The organism is Neobacillus sp. SRL179 (genome assembly GCF_984799095.1).
The window spans coordinates 518,876-541,208 of record NZ_OZ481792.1 but is presented as its reverse complement, the minus strand read 5'-3'; the positions used below and the strand labels follow the sequence as shown (position 1 = coordinate 541,208).

The window sequence follows — 22,333 nt, the reverse complement described above, 5'->3', positions numbered from 1 at the left end:
TTTGGATTTATCTGCTTATTTCGTTTTTGTAGAATAACTCTAATATTTGTAGAATCCGTTCCTGTTTTTGTAGAATAACTCTAATATTTGTAGAATCCGTTCCTGTTTTTGTAGAATAACTCTAATATTTGTAGAATCCGTTCCTGTTTTTGTAGAATTTCTTCCCATGAAAACAAGTTTATTTTGCTAATAAAGTAAGCACCGTATCTAAAATTACGTTGACCCCTTTTTCACAGTCCTCCCATGTGGTTAGTTCTTCTTCACAATGACTTTTTCCGTTAATGCTTGGGACAAACAGCATTGCGGTCGGAACATAGGTGGCAATAAATTGCGCATCATGACCTGCGCCACTGACCATTCTCTTATGGGAATATCCGAAGGACTGAGCAGACTCTTCTAAATGCTGACAAAGCTCTTGTTCAAACCAAACGGTATCCCGGTCCCATAATTTAGTGGTCTTCACTTCACATCCTTCGCTGACCCCTAAGTATGGAAGTCCTTGAATGAAGTCTTTGACAGCATTGACTATGTCCATATCTTTATGCCGTGCCTCTAGGGTAAAGACCACCTTATTTGGAATAACCGTGTGAATGCTCGGATACACATTCACCCTGCCGATGGTAAAGACTAACTCCTCGTCTAACGCACCCAGGTGTTTTCGAATTTCGTTGATTAAGTTATTAGTTGTAAACAAGGCATCCTTTCTCATCTTCATCGGTGTCGTACCGGCATGATCGGATTCACCAGTCACTTCAATTTCATAACAAGCCATCCCGACCACACATTCAACCACGCCAATGGTAAGTGCCTCTTTTTCGAGGATAGGTCCTTGCTCAATATGCAATTCTAGAAAGGCTGTTGCTTCTTTTAAACGATTCTCTACTTCCCCTTCATAGCCACTCGCCTTTAAGGCCTCCTCAAAAGTAACTCCCTCTGAATCTACCTTTTTCAACATTACCGATTTATCAAATTTCCCCGAAAGAACACCGGAAGCCATCATTGACGGCTCAAATCTAGCGCCTTCTTCATTTGTAAAATTAACGATCGTAATGGGAATTTGCGGTTTAATTTTGTTCTCCACTAATGTCCGCACCACTTCCAACCCAGTTAAAACTCCTAGAACGCCATCAAATCGGCCGCCCTTTTTAACAGAATCCAGATGTGAGCCAATTAATATCGGTGGTTTATTTTCAACGCCGGCTAGCGTAGCATACATACAGCCCATATCATCTACCTTAACCGTCATTCCTAATTCTTCGCAGCAGGTTCGAAAATAATCTCTGACCCGGCAGTCTTCCTTAGATAAGGACAAACGGGTAACCCCATTGTTTTCCGTCCGTCCATATTCAGCAAATCGCTCTAATTCCTGTTTCAATCTTTCTCCATTAATTACTAACTTTTGCCGTTGCTGCATGATTAAACACTCCCCTTTTAAAAAACTACCTTTAATAAGTACGTTTTCTTAAATGTTGAATGCATTTATTACTATAGTTATACGAATATTCTGTTAACACCTTAATTATACACCCCTGCTTAGGCCTGTCATTAGACAGAACATAAAATCTTCCATACAAATTGTTTTATAGTTTGTATGATTATTAGAAAAGCGGAAGCGCCCTGGTCAGCGGCGTATGGCCAGGATCGCTCCAACTGAGATAAGGTGAAACTTCAAGCAGCGTGCGTTTTTCTCGCTGGTTGTTAGTTGAACCCATCGGGTTCTTACGGGCAGTTGAGAATCTACTGCCCGTTAAACGCGATAAAGGAAACACGAAGAGCCAGAGGCGATTCGATGTTGACTTATCGTAGGGCGGAGAGCGAAGGACACTAGCCGCTTGGGCGCTGGAGCTGGACATTTCTCAAAGATAAAATTAATTAATTTTTATAAAGAAAAAAAGGTAAAATGTCAGGAACAGCCCTGACATTTTACCTTTAATTTGTTCTTACTTACGGATTAACTTTAGTGTTAAATACTTGCTTACCGTCTTTATATTCTAAAACAGTGGCAGATTTAATCGGGTTGTGGTCTTTGTCAACCGTTACAATACCTGTAACAAGCGACAAATCTTTCGTTTTCTCTAAGGCTTCTTTTATTTTAGTTGAATCCGTACTGCCAGCACGCTTGATGGCATCGGCTAATAGGTAAACTGTATCATAGCCAAGTGCATTAAAAGCGTTTGGTGAGTTTCCATCGTTCTTTTCCTTAAATGTGCTTACAAACGTTTGAATCTTTTTATCTGGGTCTTCAGAAGAATAGTGATTGGTGATAAAGGTATTATTTAACGCATCTGCACCAGCTAATTCTACTAATTTTGGTGAATCCCAGCCATCTGCACCCATTAATGGAGCTGTTATGCCTAATTCACGAGCTTGTTTGACAATTAAACCAACTTCTTCGTAGTATCCCGGGATAAAAATGAACTCTGGATTTTTAGATTTGATTCTTGTTAAGGTAGCACGGAAATCCGTATCCTTCCCTACATAGGCTTCTTCGGCAATAACTTTTCCTCCAGCCTTTTCAAATGTTTCCTTAAAGGAAGCAGCTAAACCTTTGGCATAATCACTGGCACTGTCTGCAAAAATGGCCACATTTTTTACTTTTAGTTCTTTAGCCGCGAAATTGGCAGCAACCGTTCCTTGGAATGGATCAATGAAGGATGTACGGAAAACATACTCGTTCAATTTCCCCTTATCATTGACGGTTACATTTGGAGCCGTTCCTGATGGAGTTAACAAGACAGTTTTATTGCCATCTGCGATTTCAACCTGTGCCACCGTATCCCCACTAGTGGCTGCACCTATAATGGCGGTTACCTTATCTTGGCTTGTTAACTTAATGGCACCATTGGTAGCCTCGGCTGCCTCTGACTTGTTATCTACCTTCACAAGTTCAAACTTCTTACCATCCACTCCACCCTTTTTATTAATCTCGTCAACTGCAAGATTAACGCCTGCGGCAAGTGACTCCCCATAAGAAGCGACACTACCCGATAGTTCTAAGTTAACCCCTACTTTAATGGTATCACTGCTGCTGCCTGAACTTTCTTTTGCCCCTCCGCATCCAGCTAATACGCCGGCTAATAATGTCGACGCCATAAACATTTTCGCAAAATTTTTCTTCTTCATCATGGTAACTCCTCTATTATTTGATTTTTCTGATATCAACAAACATGAATTAAGATCTTTGCCTAGCAAGAATGGGTATTTGTCGAATTGTCGAAATCTTTGATAAATAGTATTCTAATACTATTTTTATCTTTCGTCTAGTATATTTTTTATTAATTTTAATATTTCTGAAATCATTGACTTTTCAACAGTTAAACTTCACCACCACGAAAGATTAAATAATAACTTTTGTTCATATTATTATTCAAAACCATAACCTTATATAAAACCACAGCGAAAACAAAAAAGGCAGCCCACTAGAGGTGACTGCCCTTTTGCTTGAACTAGGTTTTTATTTTTTCTTTGCATGTTTGCGCATGTCGAAGGCTACAGCAACGATAATGATTAAGCCTTTTACGATGAACTGAATATAGGGGCTTACGCCTAGGAAAGCTAGACCATAGTTGATTACTTGAAAAATTAATACCCCCGTGACAACACCAGGCACTGTTCCGATACCACCTGATAATGAAACACCACCGACTACGCAGGCAGCGATCGCATCTAATTCGTACATGTTTCCTGTGTTATTGGTTGCACTACCAACACGTCCTGCTTCAAGTGTACCGGTTAATCCATAAAGAAGACCTGCAATCGTGTAAATGATGATAAGATTTCTTGCGACGTTTACACCTGAAACTTTTGCAGCTTCTGGGTTTCCACCAATGGCATACATATTTTTACCCAGTTGTGTTTTATTCCAGATTACCCAAATGATAAGTGAAACGATAATTGCATAGAAAATAAGATATGGAAATTCATATTGGCCAATTTTTATTCCACGCTGTGCAAAAGTTGTAAAAGCATGGCTTAATCCACCAATTGGCTGAGCTCCATATGGCGGGCGGTCAAAGTAAATCGATGTTAATCCGTACACGCCAATCATCATCCCTAAAGTAGCAATGAATGGAGGAACGTGTAATTTGGCCACAATCACACCGTTTAGGGCAGCAATTAGACCGGTTGCCAACATCGCAATAACAATTGGAACAAAAAGCGGCAGCTCCGGCAGGTTGGGATACATACGATAAGCATAATCCCCTGCTTGAAGCATGGATGCGGAGATGACGGCTGCCAGTCCGACCATCCGTCCAGCAGAAAGGTCTGTCCCCGCTGTAATTAAGATCCCAGCAACCCCAAGGGCAATAATAATCCGGGATGAGGATTGACTTAAGATATTAATTAAGTTTGTTATAGATAAAAAGTCCGGTGAAGCAGCAACGATCCCAACAACAAGAAGAATTAAAACAACATAAATGACGTTATCAACTAGCCATTTTGATACGTTTGATTTTTTTGAAGCCTTAGAATTCATATTTATTCCTCCTAATACAAAGCTGCTAATTTCATTATTTCTTCTTGCGAGGTTGTTTGGGTTTCAACAATTCCCGCTGCCTTTCCATTACTCATTACTAAAATTCGATCAGTTACTCCCAAAAGTTCTGGCATTTCAGAAGAAATCATGATAATTCCCTTTCCATCAGCAGCTAATTGGTTGATAAGTTGATAGATTTCAAACTTTGCCCCTACATCAATACCCCTAGTTGGTTCATCCAGCAATAAAATATCTGGTTTTGTTAACAACCAACGGCCAATGATAACCTTCTGTTGATTACCACCTGATAAACTACCAATAGATGTTTTTTGGGAAGGAGTTTTTACTTTCATCGAATCGATAACCCACTGAGTATCGTCAGCTACTTTGGTGTTTGATAAGAATCCACCTTTTGTTTTATACTGCTTCATGTTAGAAATAATAGAGTTAAAGCTAATGCTTAGTGATGGGAAAATGCCAGTTGATCTTCTTTCTTCCGTAACAAGAGCAAAGCCATTTTTAATGGCATGCTGCGGCGAATGGTTTTGAACCACCTTGCTGTTTAATTCAATAGTTCCAGATGATAACGCTCTAATACCAAATAATGCTTCCACCACCTCAGTGCGCTTCGAACCAACCAGTCCAGCAATGCCAAGGATTTCCCCTTTTCTTAACTCAAAACTCACATTTGAAAAAGAAGGTTGAGATTCTGCAGTTAAGTCAGATACTTTCAATATTAATTCTCCTGGCTTATTTATTTTTTCAGGGAATCGTTGAGAAAGATCACGGCCTACCATCAACTTGATAATTTCATCTGTTGTTAATTCCTTTGAGCATTTTGTGGCAATATATTGACCATCACGCATAATCGTTACTTCATCGGAAATTTTCAGGATTTCCTCCATTTTGTGCGAAATATAGATAATAGCCACATTTTCACTTTGAAGCCTTTTAATGATTTTGAACAGATGATTTACTTCTGTCTCTGTTAGAGAGGATGTTGGTTCATCCATTACAATAATTTTAGAATGGTAGGAAACAGCTTTTGCAATTTCTACCATCTGCATTTCGGAAACAGATAGCGTACTAACTTTACTGCGTGGATCAATACCTATATCCAAGCTTTTAAAAATAGCTGTTGTATCTTCATACATTTTCTTTTCATCGATGAAAATGCCTTTTTTCGGATATCGCCCCAGCCAGATATTATCCATAACATTCTGTTGACGAACCTGATTGAGTTCTTGGTGAACCATTGAAACTCCGTTTTCAAGTGCTTGCTTAGAATTGGAAAAGGAAACCTCTTTTCCGTTAAAAAGAATTTTCCCTTCATCCATCGAATAAATACCGAACAAACATTTCATTAACGTCGATTTTCCGGCACCGTTTTCACCCATTAAGGCGTGGACCGAGCCAGGCTTTACTTTAAGGGAAACATTGTCTAATGCTAGTACACCAGGAAACCTTTTTGTTATATTAAGCATTTCGAGCAAATTTGTAGTACTTGCTTCTGACATCTAGCAAACCTCCTCTTTAAACCATTTAAAAAAATATGAGTTGCTCGTTTAGATACTACTCATATTTTTAAAGAGAGTAATTATTTTTTTGCGGTATCCAGCTCCAACTAGTTGAAGTCTTGCCCCGAACGAAGGAAAAGCAGCTGCTTTCCCTTTGTTCGAGGAGCGCCATGGGGGCTTAAGAACTTCCCCCTGGATTGGCGCTGCTGTTTTTCTTACTTATAAGCGTCTCTACCAACTTGGATATTGTCTTTTGTTACTTCGATGTAAGGAACACGAACGGCCTTTTTATCATCAAGTTTCCACTCTGTTCCATCTAATACGTCTTTACCATTTGCTGCATTTGCAGAAAGTTCAATCGTTGCTTTTCCTTGGTTTTTCGCATCATTTAAAATGGATCCAACCATCTTACCTTTTTCAATCATTTCAAGTGCCTCTGGGATTGCGTCAACTCCTACTACCGGAACGAATTTGTCGCCAGAGAAGTAACCTGCTTTTTCAAGCGAGGAAATTGCACCTAATGCCATTCCATCATTGTTAGCAATAACGAATTCAATTTTGTCGTTGTATTTAGAAACCCAAGCATCCATTTTTTCTGTTGCTTTGGTTGCATCCCACATAGCTGTATCCATTGCTAATTCTTCTACTTGGATACCTTTTTCCTTTACAGTCTCAATAGCATATTTAGTACGCGCTTCTGCATCCGGATGTCCTGGTTCACCTTTAAGTAATACATATTGAAGCTTGCCATCTTTATTTTTATCATATTTATCTTTGTTCGCTTCCCAAGCCTTAGCAATTAATTCACCTTGCAGGATTCCTGATTCTGAAGATGTTGTTCCCACGTAATAAGCTTTATCGTAGCCTTTTAATACGCTTTCATCTGGCTCTTTGTTAAAGAAGATAACCGGAATATTTTTTGCTTTCGCTTTGTCGACAATTGTTTGTGCTGCTTTTGGGTCAACAAGGTTGATGGCTAGAGACTTTGCCCCTTTAGCGATAAGGGTATCAACCTGTTCAATTTGTTTTGCCTGGTCATTTTGTGAGTCATTCAACATAAGGTTAACCTTTCCTTTTGCTGAAGTTTCCATCGCACGACGCACATATGACATGAAGTTATCATCAAACTTGTAAATGGTTGCACCTACAGCTGGAAGGTCCCCGCCCTTGCTTTTTCCAGAATCCCCAGACCCGCTTGTGGAGCTAGAGCTGCTGCAGCCTGCTGCCAATAGAATACTAGAAGCAATTGTTAAAGATAGAATCATGCCTTTTTTCTTTTTCACCATGTCATCAATCTCCCTTTCATTTTGTAAAGACTCTGGTAAGTTGCTGTATATCCCATCTACTCACCCTTATGTAAGCCCTTACAAATATGTTAGCATTGTGACACCGTTTTCAATAGGTCAAAAGTATAGCACTAATTTGTGATTTTCTAGATTATCTTGCAATTTTTGTAATAACTATGTGATATTCCTACTAATTTACCAATTAAAAAAGACCAATTCGAATGAAAATTGGTCGTATGCTAACACTTTATTCACTTGCTGTTACCTTTCGAAACTCTGTTGGAGATTGTCCAGTCATCTTTTTAAATACCCGGCTGAAATAGTTGGGATCTTTATAGCCGACAGAATAGCATATTTCCTTTAAGCTTTTTCCTTGATCGACCATTTCCACTTTCGCCTTTTTAATTCTAATCTCCGTTAAGTAGTCAATAAACGTCATTCCAAACCGATCTTTAAATAATTTACTAAAATAAAAGGGGCTTAGTTCAACAAAGTCAGCAACTTGTTCTAATGTTAGGGATTCAGAAAAGTGATTTTCAATATACTCTTTCGCCTGATGAAGCAATCCTTTAGCATGATGGTTACGCCAAACTTGAACCTGCTGGACAATCGATAATAGATGGGATTTTCCCTTTTCTACTATATCAATGACTTCTTCTGAATCGTCAATAACCATTGTTGGCTGTGTGCCGATCCCTAGATCATGAAGCATCCGCGAAATAAGGATTAACAACTCATCCAATGACTTTTTTAGATTAGGTGCTTTCATATCATTACTATCCACAAGAATCTTTATGTATGATTCGAAAATCAATAGAACTTGATTAACATCCCCTTGTCGAATTGCATCTAGAAGCATTTTTTCAACTTCAATGACCTCCGTTGGGGTGGGGATTTCAGGGACGCTTTGTTTGTCTGCTATTAAGGCGCGTTGATTGTGAGTTTTGGCAAGTTTCTCTAACGATCTAAATGCTTCATGATACGATTGATTTAATTCATAAGCATGATGGTAGGGAAGACCAACCCCAACACGTAGTTCGCAAGCAAAGGTTTCTTTTTGAAAAAGTTTAAACAGACTATCCAGATTGGCTTGGACACTTGTTTTAAAATGAATCCTTTCCGATGTTTTTTGGCATAGGATTAACACGGGGACATGGTTTTCCGTCATAGGCCCCATCATAATTTCCTTCTTTTTCACTACTGATTTAAGGGCATTTTTAAGCCACACCACCCATTCTTGCTTTTCACTAGCGGAGGGGATGGTTTCACTTTTAGGCAAAAAAGAAAAAAGAACGATATATCCAGAAGTAATTTCAACACCTAGCAGCTGTCCCCATTCATCAAAGGTGATATCTTGAACTTGGTTTACTAATAGGGAGGATACCCATTCCTTTTGGGCTATCGAAATGGCTCGGCTATAGTTTTCCTTTAAGTTTTGGTGTTCCTCTTGCTGCTTTCGTTCTTCTCTAATTTCAGCTGTTACTCTCTGTAAACCTGCTAATATATCTTGTTTCCTGCTTGGCTTTAGGATATACTCCTTTACTCCCTGCTGCATCACTTCTTTTGCATATTCGAATGTATTAAACGCTGAAACCATAATAAATCGAATTCCTGGGTTAACTCTTTTAATTTCCTTTACAGCCTGAACACCATCAATACCAGGCATTTTTATATCCATAAAAATAATATCTGGCCGATGTTCTTTTGCCATTTCAATCGCTATTCTGCCATTTGGGGCCTCGCCAATCACCTTAACATGTTCTGCAGAGCTGTTTATGATCTTAGTTAATGCCTTTCGTTCTAAAACCTCATCATCTACAACTAATATTTTCATAAAATGACACTCCCCTCTTTTGAAGCGACAGGAATAATGAGCCTGAAATTGGTACCCTTTTGTAACCCTGATTCAATTTCCACAATATCATTCCGATGATAATAGAGTTGCAGTCTTCTAATCACATTTTTAACCCCTATGCCGTTTGATTGACTCTTTATTTTTTCAGGGCGGAATGCCTCTTCGTTGTGGTCAACTTTATCTAAATAATGTAGGAGCCTTTTCTTCGTAATCTCATCCATTCCAACACCATTATCGATGACTTCTACATGGATACGGTCAAAGTGCCGATAAATCCGCAGGCGTATTTCCCCATTTTCTTCAAAGGACTCAACCCCATGAATGAAGGCGTTCTCAATTAGTGGCTGCAAAATTAAACAAGGTATTTTGACATCCAAACAATCTTCCTCAATGTCTGTTATGAATTGAATTCTCTCTCCAAATCTTGTTTTCTGTATAAAAAAGTACTCTTTCACAATTCTCACTTCATCCCTTAAGGTGGATGCTTGATTAATATCACCGAGATTGTAGCGCAGCAGTGCTGCAACTGCCTCAATTAATCGGGAAGTTTGATCCGCTTCTTCTAAATAGGCCATTTTGGAAACCGTATTTAATGTATTAAATAGGAAATGGGGATTCATTTGATTTTGTAGACTCTTCAACTCTAATTCTTTTAGTAATTGATCTAATTCGGACTTCTGCTTTATTTCTGTTACCAATTGCCTTAGGTTGGCGCGCATTTGATTAAAGGTTTCCGTTAACGGCTTTAATTCGTCTTTAGTTGTGATTCTAATATCTTCTCCTTCTAGGTTTCCTTTTGAGATTTGCTCTGCTGCTTCTGATAACCTTCGGATTGGTTTAGTAATGCCTCCTGATATCCATAATGCTAGTAAGGTGCTAAGGAAAAAAGCCGCAGCAAAAAGAAAAATAGACATTAGTTTATAATAATAGTTTTGTTGTTCCATTTGACCATAGAATTTTTGATAGGCGGTCAGCTTATTATTTAATTGCGCCAGTGTACTTTCTTGGATAAATCCGTTGATCTTCAATACCTCATTAAAATGATTAGAATATTGATTTATTTCGTCTTTGCTAAAAGCTCCAAGTGTTGCATCACACTCATCTAAAAAGCTGTCTATCATATATTTATAATTAATTAGATTAATATCATTTTTGTTTAGAACAGGATAAAGTTTGCTTTGATCCCGAATCAACTTTATTTTTTCCTTTTTATAGTCTTGTAGATCTGTTTCATCCTTATCTAAGATATAGGCATGAAGCTTTTCCGTCATTAGATTCGTTCTTTGTGAGATATCATTTAGTAATAGAAAACGTTCAAAACTATCATCATACTCCGTTACGAGTTTTTCACTGCTGTTATAAAAAAAGAAGCCAACAGATGTCAATAGAACCACAAGGACAATGAAATAGAGAAGCAATTTGGATCTAATCCGAAACAACATCACTGGCTCTCCTCCATCCCCGCTAGTTTGCTAACAGGCAAATCTCCTACTCTCAAAATTCGTGTATTTGTATGAACGATTGGCGGAACTTTGTTCCCTTCAATGAGATCAATCATCATTTTTACTGCTCCATAACCCATTTCATAAGGTTCCTGAACGACCGTTGCTTTAATCGTTCCCTTCCGAATATAATTCAGTGTTTCTGGTAATGTATCAAATCCGACAATGTATATTTGATTTTGTTTATGATATTTTTCAACCACTTGGGCAATTTCAATTCCATCTAAAGCACTTGTCCCAAAAAACGCATTTACTTCTGGATGTTCTTGGATGATTTGATTGGCCTTTTCTGCAGCTTTTACGCGGCTGATTTCAGATTCTTCTACGGCTACAATGTGAATTCCTTTTTCTGCTTTTACAGCATCCTGAAATCCCTTCACCCGTTGGACCTGATGGTTATTTTTGAAACTCCCGGTAATTATGGCTACATTTGCTTGGCCCTTTGTGTCAGTGATCAGAGCTTTTCCCGCCAAATATCCCGAGTAATAATTATCTGTACCAATATAGGCAAGCCGTCTGCTATTGGCAGCATCTGTATCGACAGTAATCACAGGTATTCCTTTTTCCACGACCCGGTTGATGAGCGGAGTAAATTGTTCATCGCTTAACCCCTGTGTCATGATGCCGTCCGCTTTTGAGGCAACGGACATTTCAATTGTTTTTACATGATCATCAATATTCGCTTGTTTAGGGCCGACATATTCGAGCAGGACACCATACTTTTTCGCTGCTGCCCTTGCCCCTTTTTCGACGAGTCTCCAATACTCATTATCTTGCTCTTCTGGAACTAGGACAAAATGGTAGTTATACTTTTCTACTGTTTTTACTTCTCTAGGTAAATCATGGGTAATAACCTGATATCCATAAAATATTGAGAATGTAAAGCTAACTAAAAAAAGCATGATGCCTAATGTATACGCGGTGATAGAAAGCTTACTCATGATACATCTCCATTCCTAACCCACCACCATGTAACCGTTATCATGGTTGATAAAAACATTATACGTAACATTGTAATATTCGACAACGACCTTTTGGTGTCAGGCACCAAAATAAAAAAGGCTCACCAAGTTTGGTGAGCTTAACTAAAGACTGCTATTTCGAATGATTAGTTTGGTAGCAATGAAGATTTTCTTTGCTGTCTTTCTACCTTCGATTCGTTCCAAAAGGGTATCTACTGCTGTCTCCCCCATCAGTTCCGTATATACTTTAACCGTGCTTAAGCTTGGAAAAACATATTTCGAAATGCTGATATCATTGACCCCGATAATGTTAACCCGGTCAGGCACAGCGATGCCTTCCTCCAGTAAGGCCCTTAAAGCCCCGATGGCAATCGAATCATTTCCAGCAAAAAAGGCTGTAGGCAAATGGGCGCCATGATCACGAATAGCCTGCTTCATTAACGCATGGCCATCTTCCGACGAAAATTTCCCATTATACATAAAGTCCTTATTAAATATCCCTTTTTCAGTTAAATAGCGCTTAAAGGTTTCTTCTCTTGCATCCTCGATAGCAGCGGTTTTATCTGTAAATTCCTCTTTGCCGCCAATGTAGCCAATCTGATTATGGCCCTTAACCATAAAATGATCCAGCACCTTTTTCGTTGCCTTCTCAAAATCGATGACAATTGAATCAAACTGTTCTTCATCTGGTGAAGTGTCCACAAACACAATACTCTTAGTAATCGACCTTAGTTCCTTTACTTGCTTACGGCTAAACTTGCCAATCGCAATCAGCCCTTGCAGTTCTTCCTCTTCTTTCAGTTCTTCATAGTTATCCTGAAAATACTTTACAAGTTGAAGGCCTTGTTGTCGGCAGCGATTTTCAACCCCGAGCCTTATCGACATATAATAAAGATCTTCAAGTTCTTCCTTTTCGGTATACCACTGGAGGACGGCAATTCTTCCTGAATTCTGTCGACGGGCTGGTTTCTTCTTGTAGGACAGCTCCTCCGCCGCCTCAAAAATCTTCTTTTTCGTTTCATCACTGACAGAAAGCGTTGTATCATAATTCAATACCCGCGAAACCGTCGCAATTGAAACGCCTGCTAACTGAGCAATATCTTTGATTGTAGCCATCGTTATTCACCTATCATCTGGGTCAAGAAACGATACGAGGTCGAAGTACGGTAAACATCCTCTGGATTTAACGTGACCTGCGGAAAGTTCGGATGATGGATGGCATCCGGCAGCCCCTGCGTTTCTAAACAAACACCCAAATAATTTCTAGCCTGCACTCCAGAAATCTCAAACGAACCAGCTAATTGATTGGATGTATAAAGAACCACGCAGGGCTGATCTGTTGTCATTTCCAACACCCGGCCGCTTTTTTCCTCACTTAGGATAATCTTATTTTCCCCTTTTTTTGTAAAAACAAGCGGGTGGTCATATCCATTTCCAACTAAAACATTTTGTGGATAGGAAGACTCCATTCCGTCCTTTAATCTTCTTGCCTTTGAAAAATCAAATGGGGTGTTCACGGACGAAAGGATCTCCCCCGTCGGTATAAGATTTGGAGCCAATTCTAAAAAGCGGTCACTATTCACTTGAAGTTTATGTTCCGAACAATCACGCTTGGCATTCCCGCTTAAATTAAAATAAGTGTGATTCGTTAAGTTTACTAATGTCTTTTTATCCGTTCTTGCTTCATAGGTTAATTTCAGCTCATTCTCATTAGTAAGCAAATAAGTCACCGTTGTTTCCAAATTTCCTGGATAGCCTTCTTCTCCATCCACACTGCGATAAACGAATTTCAACCCAACAGCGCATTCCGCTTCGATCTTTTCTGCTTTCCAAATAACGGCGTTAAATCCCTTAACACCCCCATGTAGATGATGGGGTGCCTCATTTTGCTTAAGAACATATTCCTGTCCATCAAGCTCAAAACTCGCACCTTTAATTCTTCCCGCGACCCGGCCGCAAACAGCCCCAAAATACGGTGACCATTTCAGATAATCTTCAAACTTGTCAAAACCAAGAACCACATTTTCTACCTTTCCCTCGCGGTCAGGTACCAATATTTTAGTGATCACACAACCGAAATTCAAAGCAGTGACCCTCATACTAGAATCATTGCTAAGCGTATACTCAATCACATCTGTGCCTTCATAACGGCCAACTACTCGTTCCTCTATCTGCATGCATTTCCACTTCCCTTTTACCAGTAAAGGTCTTATTATAAACTATCGATAAATCGCCAGAATCCTGCTTTTCCGGCTTCATTCCGCTTAAACACCCCAGCATCTTCTAATACTCTTAAAAACTTTTTGCCTACTTCTTCTCTAACCAGCTTTTCCACATTGTCTACATTAGCAGCCGTTCCATAACGGACCTTTAATTCCTTTGCCCATTCCAGATGATAGTCCGCCACCGTATCTGTTTGACTAAGGAGGAAATCCTCTACCTCTTCTAACTCTCCCTTAAGACGTGCAGGCAGTACCGCCAAACCCATCACCTCGATCAGACCGATGTTTTCCTTCTTAATATGATGAACGTCTGCATGCGGATGAAAAATGCCTAGTGGATGCTCTTCACTCGTCCGGTTATTGCGAAGAACCAAGTCTAGCTCGAACAAGTCACCATTTTTGCGGGCAATCGGGGTAACCGTGTTATGCGGTGTTTCACCTGTCCGTGCCAAAATTCCAGCCTCTTCATCACTGTAAGCCTTCCACTTCTCAAGAATATGGGCTCCCGCTTCCACAAGCGCACCTGTATTTACAGACCGTAACCGAATAACTGACAAAGGCCATTTGACAACGGAACATTCCACATCCGAAAAACTTTCTATTGCAAAAGTCCAATCAGGCTCTGCCTTTGCCATCGCAAATTGATAATTTCCGCCTTGATAATGCTCATGTGATAAAATCGAGCCGCCCACAATGGGAATATCCGCATTGGATCCTAAAAAGTAATGCGGAAATTGTTCAACAAATCTAAAAAGACGTTTGAACGTCAGCGGACTGATTTTCATATCGGTATGCGTTTCGGATAATACAATACAATGCTCGTTATAGTACACATAAGGGGAATATTGCAGATACCAATTTTCATTCGCCAAGTTCATGCGGATCATTCGATGATTGGAGCGGGCCGGATGCCCAATTCTGCCGGCATACCCTTCATTCTCAATACAGAGCAGGCATTTAGGATAACTTGATTTTGGGGCTGATTTTTCAAGCTCAATACTTTTTGGATCCTTTTCCGGCTTTGATAAGTTTATCGTTATATCCAACTCACCATATTCTGTCGGGACCTTATACTCGATATTTTGACGGATTCGCTTCATTTGGATATAGTTACTGTTTTTACTTAAATCATAGAAATATTGTGTTGCCTGTTGAGGACTTTGGTTGTAGTATTCATTAAACTGTGCATTAATGCTCGATGGCCGCGCAATAAAGCAATTCATGATGTTAGTTGAAAAGATATCTTTTACATCAAAAATATCTTCGATTATTCCTTGTTCAACGGCATATTTAACAATCAATTCAAGTAAGTCCGGAATTTCTGGAATGCTATCCTGTATCTCAGGTTCCTGATAGTCCTCTACTTGCAGAAGTGCAAGAACTTGATTTCGTGCATATAGTACATCTTCCTGCTCGATTAGTTGAGTGGAAAGTGCTTGATGGACTAATTGTTGGACTAGTTGAAAAATCATATTCATCCCCACCTGTTCTTCTTCACTATTTGGTTGTTGCAAACCCCAACTCCTTTGCCCCGTCACCAATGCTGGCAACGTAAAAATCAGCTTCATAGCCAATCTTGTCAGCATATGCGGCGCCAACATTCTTAATAAAATCTTCAACCTGGTCATTTTCAACAATGGCAATCGCACAGCCGCCAAAGCCTGCTCCTGTCATTCTTGCACCTAAGACACCTGGCTGATTCCAAGCAGCTTCTACTAAACTATCAAGCTCTACTCCGGTCACTTCATAATCCTCTTTTAGTGAGATATGCGATTGGTTTATTAATTGCCCAAATACCTCTAAATTTCCAGCCCTTAATTCATCCAGTGCCTTCACTGTTCTAGCATTTTCATAGACGGCATGTTTTGCCCGTCTACGCACTATTTCATTAGTAATCAAGAATTGGTTTTTATCAAACTCTGCTTCGGATAACTGGCCAAGCGCCTCGATTGGAAGCTTTTTCTGCAGTTGTGCCAGCGCCTCTTCACATTCCCCTCTGCGCTCGTTATATTTAGAGTCTGCTAACTCTCTGCGTTTGTTTGTATTCATAATGATAATTTTGTGATTTTCAAGTTCAATGGGTGCATATTCATATTGAAGCGTTTGGCAATCAAGTAAAATACCCGCATCTTTCCTCCCCATCCCAATCGCAAATTGATCCATAATCCCGCTGTTCACACCAATAAATTGATTTTCGACTTGCTTGCCAATTTTAATGAGTTCAAGCCGGGGTATATCTAAGCTGAACAAACTGGCGGCCAGAACCCCTGTTAAAAGTTCAATCGAAGCGGAAGATGAAAGCCCTGCGCCGTTTGGGATATTTCCTTCGATGACACATTCAAATCCACTACGGATCTGGTAACCTGCCTCGATGATGTAGCGGATCATCCCTTTTGGGTAATTAGCCCAATTGTGTTCTTTATCATAGTCTAGTTGATTTAAAGTAAATTCAATTATTCCTTTTTCAGGGAAGTTCATGGAATACAAACGAACTAGATTGTCGTCCCGCTTTCTTGCTGCCGCATACGTTCCATATGTGATGGCACAGGGAAACACATGACCGCCATTATAATCCGTATGTTCACCAATTAAATTAATCCTGCCTGGAGCAAAAAACAATTTTTCAGGTAACACCTGATATAATTCCTCGAATATTGATTGTAATTTTGTTTCAATCATTAAACTTCCTCCGCCCATAGGGATTATTATAAAACGCTTACAAGTGTATTTTATTATGAAGAGTAAAACTTTTCAAATGTTTTACTAAAAATTTTACTTAAGTTTAGTAAAAAAATATTCTATACGCCTTCATCTTTCTGAGCAAACGTTTAAATTCTATTAACCATAAACTCAAATTGCCTATCCAAATCAGCTGGAAAGTTATATAGTCTATTAAAACGTTTTCAATCCCCAGTTAGTTAAAGCCTGTTTGTGCAAAAATAAGAGCACCCACATTCTAAAAAAAGTAGTCGTTTTATTAAAAAAAGTTATGTAAAATAGATATAACATTCATTGGAAACTCAGAAACTATAATAGATTAGCGCTTGGATTTAACTTGTTATTTTTCAAGAAGGGATTTAACTATGATGCTAAAAGCAAGGTTATACGATATTTCACTTTTTCTCATTGCCTTGGTACTAGCTTTTGGTTCATCAAGGTTAATGGTGGATCACACCACTTATATCAAAGCTTTAATTGTGTTCTGGTTTTTTGCAAGTCTATATTTTCGACTAAGAGTATTCTACAAAAACGGCAGTACGAATATTGAATATGGAATTAGTTATGATTTAGCCATGGTTCTTTTTGCTGGACCAATGGGGTTATTTTTATATGAAACGATTTATCGATTTTCTATTTATGTTTATCGAAAATGGACCCGGGCAGCTGATCCCACCGAGTTTACAGATACTCTCTATAATATCGGCTGTTTTGTTATTACTAACTCGCTTGCCTATTTTTTGTACCAAATCCTTTCTCCCATTTTTCAGCCGTTCCCTTTAGGTTACTGGATTCTGTTATTCTTATTGATTTGTTTTACCTCTTATTTATCTGGTACGTTCATGGTTATTGTCTTTATGATTTTAGGAGAGCTAAAATCATTTAAAGAAGCAAATGAGTTTATTTTTAAAGGCATCAGTCTACTTGATTATGGAAAAGTAGCTATTACGAACGGTCTCTTGCTTATTTTCCTCCAAAATGGAAAATGGGATATGTTGTTGAGCGTTTTCCTTTTAAACTATATTGTTAGCCGTTCGTTCTATTCAAAGTCGCAAAGTATTCAAAATAAGCTTGAACGGGATAAGTTTGAGCAATTGGCCTATACCGATTTTCTGACCGGTGTTTTTAATCGTACCTTTATGGATAAAAAATTGAGCGAGCTCAATCAATCGAATGAATACATTGGAATTGTTGTTTGTGACATTGATAAATTTAAAAGAATTAATGACAGCTACAATCATGCCGTGGGTGATAAGGTCATTCAACACTTTGCCGCAACATTAAAAAGCTACCTTGAACAAGAGGACTATTTGTTTCGAAGTGGCGGGGAGGAATTCACCCTTTATCTAAGGAAAAGAAGCTTTGAGGAAACAGCGGCTTTAATAAACAGGATTGCAAAGGGCATTGAAAACCATTCGGTTTCAGCCGAATTCCAAGGTGACGTCATTTCCATTTCCTACACCGCCTCATTTGGGCTTTACTTCTACAAAGTAAATGAACACGTATCAATGGAAAAAGCTTATATCATAGCGGACCAGCTCATGTTCCAATCCAAGCAGCTCGGCAAGAACAGAGTATCCATCATAAACGGCTTATTAAACAAAGAAATCGTCTGATTGATGATAATGGTGTTATTGGTGTCAGGCACCACAAAAAGACACTGTCCACGATAGGTGGACAGTGTCTTTTTATGGCCTTTTATGATTTTATGAAACACGTTTTATATTTTTGAATTGGCCTTTTGATAATACTGATTTTTCAAGGCGATGGGCCATCATTCCGGCCAGTACCGCTAAGATGATATCTTTTGGCAGTGGAGCGGCCATCCACAGCCAAGCCATTTTATAGGTAAATCCTTCTGGCGCAGCTGCCCAAAGTTTATAAGCAAAATACATCCAGTTCGTTCCGAAAAGATAGTTGACTGCCATTCCAATAATAGAGGCAACAATAAAGGTCGTCATACTTTTGTTTTTCTCGATTATTTTCCCAATAATATAGGCTGTAAAGATATAGGAAATAATAAAGCCGAAGGTTGGTCTGATAATGATCGAGACCCCTCCATAAAAATCAGCAAAGACGGGAACCCCCACTAATCCAACTAACATATAAACCACCATGGCGATTGACCCTAAACGACTTCCCAAAATAGCGCCTGCTAAAATAGCAAAAAAAGTCTGTAAGGTAATGGGAACTCCGCCAACATGCATAAACGGTGCAATTGAAGTAATATTGGCGCCGATTGCCATAAGTGCAACAAACATCCCCGCTAATGTTATATCCAGTGCCGTAAACTTCCTCATTATAATTCTCCCATCCCATCCATATAAATGTTCTTATTATTAAGATAATGGGTGTAGGTATTTATTGTCAACCTAAAAATAAATCAGGTTAACAATAAAATTTAATTATTGGTGTCAGGCACCATTGGAGGACATAGGAGATTTATTTATCCCGACAGTTTTTGCAGACTTTGATGGTTTGGTTGGCTTCAGTCTTATGTGAATAGAGCAGCTTTATACCTGTTCGTTTGCATAGAGGGCATGTCCCCCGTCCATTGGAAGGCAGGCTGCTGATCGTTTTCCCGCGGTTTCTTTTTGCCATTCTCATCATTCCTTCATAAAGTAATCTTGTTGTTTTATTTAATGATGGACTGGCACAAATATTGTTAGGCATTTAATTGTTTTTTACATACTTATTCAAAAAATTTTGACAATCTAACAGGTTCTAAACCACGTTATTCCTCGCTGCTAGTTCATCATCCAAACTAGCTTCATTCTCCAGCAGACGGCGAACCTCATCAGGTACCGTGACTTTTTTTCTTGTCTGACGGTTGATGGTTGTAAAAACAACCTCAGCCGATACCATCAGTTCCTCATCCACATTAGTCATCATTTGCTTCAGAGTAAAGCTCGTGTTCCCCACCCGATCAAGTGTGGTACGAATCAATAATCTGTCATTATTGAAAACTTCCTTTTTATAATCAACACCAATATGTACAGCGACAGCTTCAACGCCTTGCAAGATGCAATAGCGATACCAGACGCTTCTTCCCTGGTCTAAATAATCAAATAGCTTCACATTGCTTACATGTCCTTTATTGGTTTCTGCCACAATAGAATATTCCGAATATGTCATGCTTTTAAATCCTCCCACCTTTGCAAAGTTCCATAGAATATACATAGGTATTCGCTATTCACTTAATTGATACCTTCACAACAAAGCAGCCTGGCTCAAATAGTTGAACCAGGCTGCTTGTTTGTTTTATTTTTCAAAAATAGTATTGGATAACAGTCGGAACAGGTAATCCGTATGGTCACGGAAGCCAGCTTCTAAGCCGATTAAGGTCACATCCTTATCCTGCTCTTTGACGATTACCGCCTGTCCCTTCGCGCTGCTGTTATTTCTCCAATGGCCTGCCACAAAGAAGTCAGCCGAATCTGCTAGACTTGCCACTACCTCATCATTTTCTGTACCGGTATACCAAACTGGGCGGTACACAAAACCTAGGTCATCCGAGTCATAACCTGCCGTTAATCCGGTTCCTTCATAGTTTACTTTCACAATTCCATTACTGTTAGAACCACCCGTATTAATAGTATCATCCGTTAGGCCAAGTGTTTTCGTGGCTCGTGAAGAACCAGCACCTACCGCAATATACTTGCCGCCTTTGCTGACAAAACTCGTCACATTCGCCTTGAATGCAGCAAACTGGTCAGCAGTTTGGAAACCAAACTCTTTATTTGCGGCAGATAGATTAGTAGAAATCAGACTTTCCGTCGCGCTGTAAACGAACACATCAAAACCATTCAATCCCTTTTCAGCGACTTCTACAGGCGTTACTTCCTTTACCTCAAAACCTAGCCGTTTCAAGGCTAGCTTTGTACCACTATGAGACTGTACTTTGCCCATACCGCCGTCCTTCAAAATGGCCACTTTCAAGCTGGATAAGGCCACTGCCTCTTCAGGTATTTTAGCAGTTGAAGTAACCTGCAACCCTGAGGCTTTCACAGCTGCTGAAATGGCAGCCGCTGGAGCTTCTGTGTAGAAGTTACCTTCCTCATCCCGCTTTATTTGTACACCTTGTTGTAACAAAGTATTTACTAGATTCACAGCTTTAACAGAACTGTTTGGGATCAAAAATGGTCCTTTTCCAGTTACCGCCCCTTGCTCCATTACTTTGTTTACCTTTGTAGTCGTCACTTCAACCGGACTTTGCGTAGCTACTGCTTCAAAGCCCCAAAGCTCCGGAAGACTCCATGCTGAAATATCATACATGGAAGATGTATCGTTAGAAATGTCCTCCCCATCCCACAGCATCGTGTTAGCTAATCCAGCCTTCGCTTGGTCCATGTTGACCAAATAGGTTCCTTTTGGATACGACTTTCCATCGACAGTAAATGCTTTTGCTGCCTGCACCACATCAATATCATTATTAAGTAAATGATTGACCGCTTTATCTGTTACCGTTGGATCCTGTTGATTAACCGGAAGGATATAGGCTTTCGGGAAAAATCCGTCCTGGTGGAATGGATGATCAAAGTTAATGCCGCGTTTAAACATTTCAATTTGGTCCGTAATCATCGATTGTTTATTCTCTGTAGCAAAGTTTAATGCACCAATAATGGCGTTATACATCCAACGAACGCCATCCCAATCATTCGTTGGGGTTTCAAGCGTGTGTCCATAAGCTCCATGGTACATGGCATACATTGGCGTGAAAATTGGCGGATAATCATCCCATCCTTCTGCATCATTGCGTTGTGGAATATAGACGCCTTCCATATTCTGATACAGACCGCCGGAGAAATTTGCTTTATCTTTCATGATGCTTGCTTCCATCGCTTCTGCCTGCTTATAGGCCCATTTATTATAAAGGTCGTATTCATAGTTCGGATTATGCGGCGGTGTACATGGTTCAATTAAGCCTTGGCGGTTAGGAGCATAATTTTTCACATATCCATGGGTATCAAGAAATATCATCGGATTCCACTCTTTAAGAAGCTCCACCGTTTCTTTAGTTTCTGGCTGCGATTGCGTAATAAAATCACGGTTTAAGTCGATTCCTTCTCCATTGAAACGGGTAGCATTTACACGTCCGTCCGGGTTTTGTACAACATTAAAAATAAGAATATTATTCGCTAAAATGTTCTTCGTCTCAGCGTCATTTTGGGTCGCAAATCTTTCAATCAATTGAAGTACCGCATCACTTCCTGCAAATTCTGTACCATGAATGGAACCGTTAATCATAATCGGCACCTTAAAATCAGGGTTCTCGGCAATCCAATCCTGAGCCTTTTGTGGATTTTTAAACATCTGCTTCCGCAGTGATTGGATTTTACCAAATTTCCCTTGTGTCGTTGGATCCGCAACGGTGACAACATAAAGAGGATTTCCATCTGCAGATGTTCCGCGGACTTCCACTTTAATTCGATTAGATTGCTTTTCAATTGCTTTTAACTTTGTACCTATTTGCGAGAACTTCACAAAGTCGTAGTTTTCACTATTAAACTTGCTTCCATCTTGCTCCTCAAATACATTGACGTTTGTCCATTTTGGTCCTTCTGCAAACCCAACTGACCATGGCAGTGCCGTTAGCAGACTTACAGACAAAATACCAGCAGCCGCCGCTTTGGTTTTCTTTTTCTTCATTATTCCCACTCCCTTTTATGCATTTTTATTAAAAAATATGTATTTTTATTAACTAAGGTTAGTTTATTATGAATTCTTCTAAATTACTATCCTACCTTTCACCCAAAGCATCTAGGTAAATAAAATTCCTACTAGGACAATGGTA

At 39.4% G+C, this 22,333-nt stretch carries 17 protein-coding genes; 1 reads left to right on the top strand and 16 read right to left on the bottom strand.

Features of this window, described 5'->3' with window-relative positions; all coding sequences use genetic code 11:
- Positions 1–178: 178 nt before the first annotated feature.
- The 12 genes from AC4E8C_RS02665 to AC4E8C_RS02610 all read right to left on the bottom strand — a co-directional run bounded on the left by AC4E8C_RS02665 (position 179) and on the right by AC4E8C_RS02610 (position 16,500).
- The gene (locus AC4E8C_RS02665; RefSeq protein WP_490210043.1) at positions 179–1,414 is read right to left on the bottom strand and encodes a Zn-dependent hydrolase; all 1,236 of its coding nucleotides are present in this window, start codon (positions 1,412–1,414) and stop codon (positions 179–181) included.
- 530 nt (positions 1,415–1,944) lie between these two features.
- Positions 1,945–3,123: an ABC transporter substrate-binding protein gene (locus AC4E8C_RS02660; RefSeq protein WP_490212450.1), complete on the bottom strand. Its 1,179-nt coding sequence runs from the start codon at positions 3,121–3,123 to the stop codon at positions 1,945–1,947.
- Between the two features lie 331 nt (positions 3,124–3,454).
- Positions 3,455–4,477 (bottom strand): galactose/methyl galactoside ABC transporter permease MglC, encoded by a 1,023-nt coding sequence (gene mglC / locus AC4E8C_RS02655; RefSeq protein ID WP_490210042.1) that lies wholly within the window; start codon positions 4,475–4,477, stop codon positions 3,455–3,457.
- 11 nt (positions 4,478–4,488) lie between these two features.
- A complete protein-coding gene (gene mglA / locus AC4E8C_RS02650) occupies positions 4,489–5,994 on the bottom strand; it encodes a galactose/methyl galactoside ABC transporter ATP-binding protein MglA (protein ID WP_490210040.1) in 1,506 nt (501 codons plus the stop codon).
- A gap of 215 nt (positions 5,995–6,209) precedes the next feature.
- Positions 6,210–7,280, bottom strand: coding sequence for a galactose/glucose ABC transporter substrate-binding protein MglB (gene mglB / locus AC4E8C_RS02645; RefSeq protein WP_490210038.1), 1,071 nt, complete (start codon positions 7,278–7,280; stop codon positions 6,210–6,212).
- A 247-nt stretch (positions 7,281–7,527) separates the two neighbouring features.
- Positions 7,528–9,114 carry a response regulator gene (locus tag AC4E8C_RS02640; protein WP_490210037.1) on the bottom strand — a complete coding sequence of 529 codons (1,587 nt, stop codon included), beginning with the start codon at positions 9,112–9,114 and terminating at the stop codon, positions 7,528–7,530.
- A complete protein-coding gene (locus AC4E8C_RS02635; protein ID WP_490210035.1) occupies positions 9,111–10,577 on the bottom strand; it encodes a sensor histidine kinase in 1,467 nt (488 codons plus the stop codon). The genes AC4E8C_RS02640 and AC4E8C_RS02635 overlap by 4 nt, the downstream gene beginning before the upstream one ends.
- Entirely contained in the window at positions 10,577–11,578 is a 1,002-nt protein-coding gene (locus AC4E8C_RS02630) for a sugar-binding protein (protein ID WP_490210034.1), read from the bottom strand. Before AC4E8C_RS02630 ends, AC4E8C_RS02635 begins: the two co-directional genes overlap by 1 nt.
- Before the next feature lie 144 nt (positions 11,579–11,722).
- Positions 11,723–12,715: a LacI family DNA-binding transcriptional regulator gene (locus AC4E8C_RS02625; RefSeq protein WP_490210032.1), complete on the bottom strand. Its 993-nt coding sequence runs from the start codon at positions 12,713–12,715 to the stop codon at positions 11,723–11,725.
- A 2-nt stretch (positions 12,716–12,717) separates the two neighbouring features.
- Entirely contained in the window at positions 12,718–13,776 is a 1,059-nt protein-coding gene (locus AC4E8C_RS02620) for an aldose epimerase family protein (protein WP_490210031.1), read from the bottom strand.
- A gap of 35 nt (positions 13,777–13,811) precedes the next feature.
- Positions 13,812–15,293: a UDP-glucose--hexose-1-phosphate uridylyltransferase gene (gene galT / locus AC4E8C_RS02615; protein ID WP_490212449.1), complete on the bottom strand. Its 1,482-nt coding sequence runs from the start codon at positions 15,291–15,293 to the stop codon at positions 13,812–13,814.
- Positions 15,294–15,318: 25 nt separating this feature from the next.
- A complete protein-coding gene (locus AC4E8C_RS02610; RefSeq protein WP_490210029.1) occupies positions 15,319–16,500 on the bottom strand; it encodes a galactokinase in 1,182 nt (393 codons plus the stop codon).
- Between the two features lie 404 nt (positions 16,501–16,904).
- On the opposite strand from AC4E8C_RS02610, the gene AC4E8C_RS02605 reads away from it, so the two are divergent.
- The gene (locus tag AC4E8C_RS02605; RefSeq protein ID WP_490210028.1) at positions 16,905–18,155 is read left to right on the top strand and encodes a GGDEF domain-containing protein; all 1,251 of its coding nucleotides are present in this window, start codon (positions 16,905–16,907) and stop codon (positions 18,153–18,155) included.
- Between the two features lie 90 nt (positions 18,156–18,245).
- Here the strand turns inward: AC4E8C_RS02605 and AC4E8C_RS02600 are convergent, their stop codons facing one another.
- The 4 genes from AC4E8C_RS02600 to AC4E8C_RS02585 all read right to left on the bottom strand — a co-directional run bounded on the left by AC4E8C_RS02600 (position 18,246) and on the right by AC4E8C_RS02585 (position 22,188).
- Positions 18,246–18,839 (bottom strand): biotin transporter BioY, encoded by a 594-nt coding sequence (locus AC4E8C_RS02600; protein ID WP_490210026.1) that lies wholly within the window; start codon positions 18,837–18,839, stop codon positions 18,246–18,248.
- A 142-nt stretch (positions 18,840–18,981) separates the two neighbouring features.
- Positions 18,982–19,140 carry a hypothetical protein gene (locus tag AC4E8C_RS02595; protein ID WP_490212448.1) on the bottom strand — a complete coding sequence of 53 codons (159 nt, stop codon included), beginning with the start codon at positions 19,138–19,140 and terminating at the stop codon, positions 18,982–18,984.
- A gap of 123 nt (positions 19,141–19,263) precedes the next feature.
- Positions 19,264–19,674, bottom strand: coding sequence for an acyl-CoA thioesterase (locus tag AC4E8C_RS02590; protein ID WP_490210024.1), 411 nt, complete (start codon positions 19,672–19,674; stop codon positions 19,264–19,266).
- A 126-nt stretch (positions 19,675–19,800) separates the two neighbouring features.
- Positions 19,801–22,188, bottom strand: a complete 2,388-nt coding sequence (locus AC4E8C_RS02585) for a M14 family zinc carboxypeptidase (protein ID WP_490210022.1) — start codon at positions 22,186–22,188, stop codon at positions 19,801–19,803.
- Between the last annotated feature and the right edge of the window lie 145 nt (positions 22,189–22,333).

Bases quoted from the DNA above. Each gene is read 5' to 3' on its own strand.
- AC4E8C_RS02630 (WP_490210034.1), bottom strand. From the start codon at position 11,578: ATGAGTAAGCTTTCTATCACCGCGTATACATTAGGCATCATGCTTTTT.
- mglB (WP_490210038.1), bottom strand. From the start codon at position 7,280: ATGGTGAAAAAGAAAAAAGGCATGATTCTATCTTTAACAATTGCTTCT.
- AC4E8C_RS02610 (WP_490210029.1), bottom strand. From the start codon at position 16,500: ATGATTGAAACAAAATTACAATCAATATTCGAGGAATTATATCAGGTG.
- AC4E8C_RS02585 (WP_490210022.1), bottom strand. From the start codon at position 22,188: ATGAAGAAAAAGAAAACCAAAGCGGCGGCTGCTGGTATTTTGTCTGTA.
- galT (WP_490212449.1), bottom strand. From the start codon at position 15,293: ATGATTTTTCAACTAGTCCAACAATTAGTCCATCAAGCACTTTCCACT.
- mglC (WP_490210042.1), bottom strand. From the start codon at position 4,477: ATGAATTCTAAGGCTTCAAAAAAATCAAACGTATCAAAATGGCTAGTT.
- AC4E8C_RS02640 (WP_490210037.1), bottom strand. From the start codon at position 9,114: ATGAAAATATTAGTTGTAGATGATGAGGTTTTAGAACGAAAGGCATTA.
- AC4E8C_RS02620 (WP_490210031.1), bottom strand. From the start codon at position 13,776: ATGCAGATAGAGGAACGAGTAGTTGGCCGTTATGAAGGCACAGATGTG.
- AC4E8C_RS02660 (WP_490212450.1), bottom strand. From the start codon at position 3,123: ATGAAGAAGAAAAATTTTGCGAAAATGTTTATGGCGTCGACATTATTA.
- AC4E8C_RS02590 (WP_490210024.1), bottom strand. From the start codon at position 19,674: ATGACATATTCGGAATATTCTATTGTGGCAGAAACCAATAAAGGACAT.
- AC4E8C_RS02600 (WP_490210026.1), bottom strand. From the start codon at position 18,839: ATGAGGAAGTTTACGGCACTGGATATAACATTAGCGGGGATGTTTGTT.
- mglA (WP_490210040.1), bottom strand. From the start codon at position 5,994: ATGTCAGAAGCAAGTACTACAAATTTGCTCGAAATGCTTAATATAACA.
- AC4E8C_RS02595 (WP_490212448.1), bottom strand. From the start codon at position 19,140: ATGGCAAAAAGAAACCGCGGGAAAACGATCAGCAGCCTGCCTTCCAAT.
- AC4E8C_RS02605 (WP_490210028.1), top strand. From the start codon at position 16,905: ATGATGCTAAAAGCAAGGTTATACGATATTTCACTTTTTCTCATTGCC.
- AC4E8C_RS02665 (WP_490210043.1), bottom strand. From the start codon at position 1,414: ATGCAGCAACGGCAAAAGTTAGTAATTAATGGAGAAAGATTGAAACAG.
- AC4E8C_RS02625 (WP_490210032.1), bottom strand. From the start codon at position 12,715: ATGGCTACAATCAAAGATATTGCTCAGTTAGCAGGCGTTTCAATTGCG.
- AC4E8C_RS02635 (WP_490210035.1), bottom strand. From the start codon at position 10,577: ATGTTGTTTCGGATTAGATCCAAATTGCTTCTCTATTTCATTGTCCTT.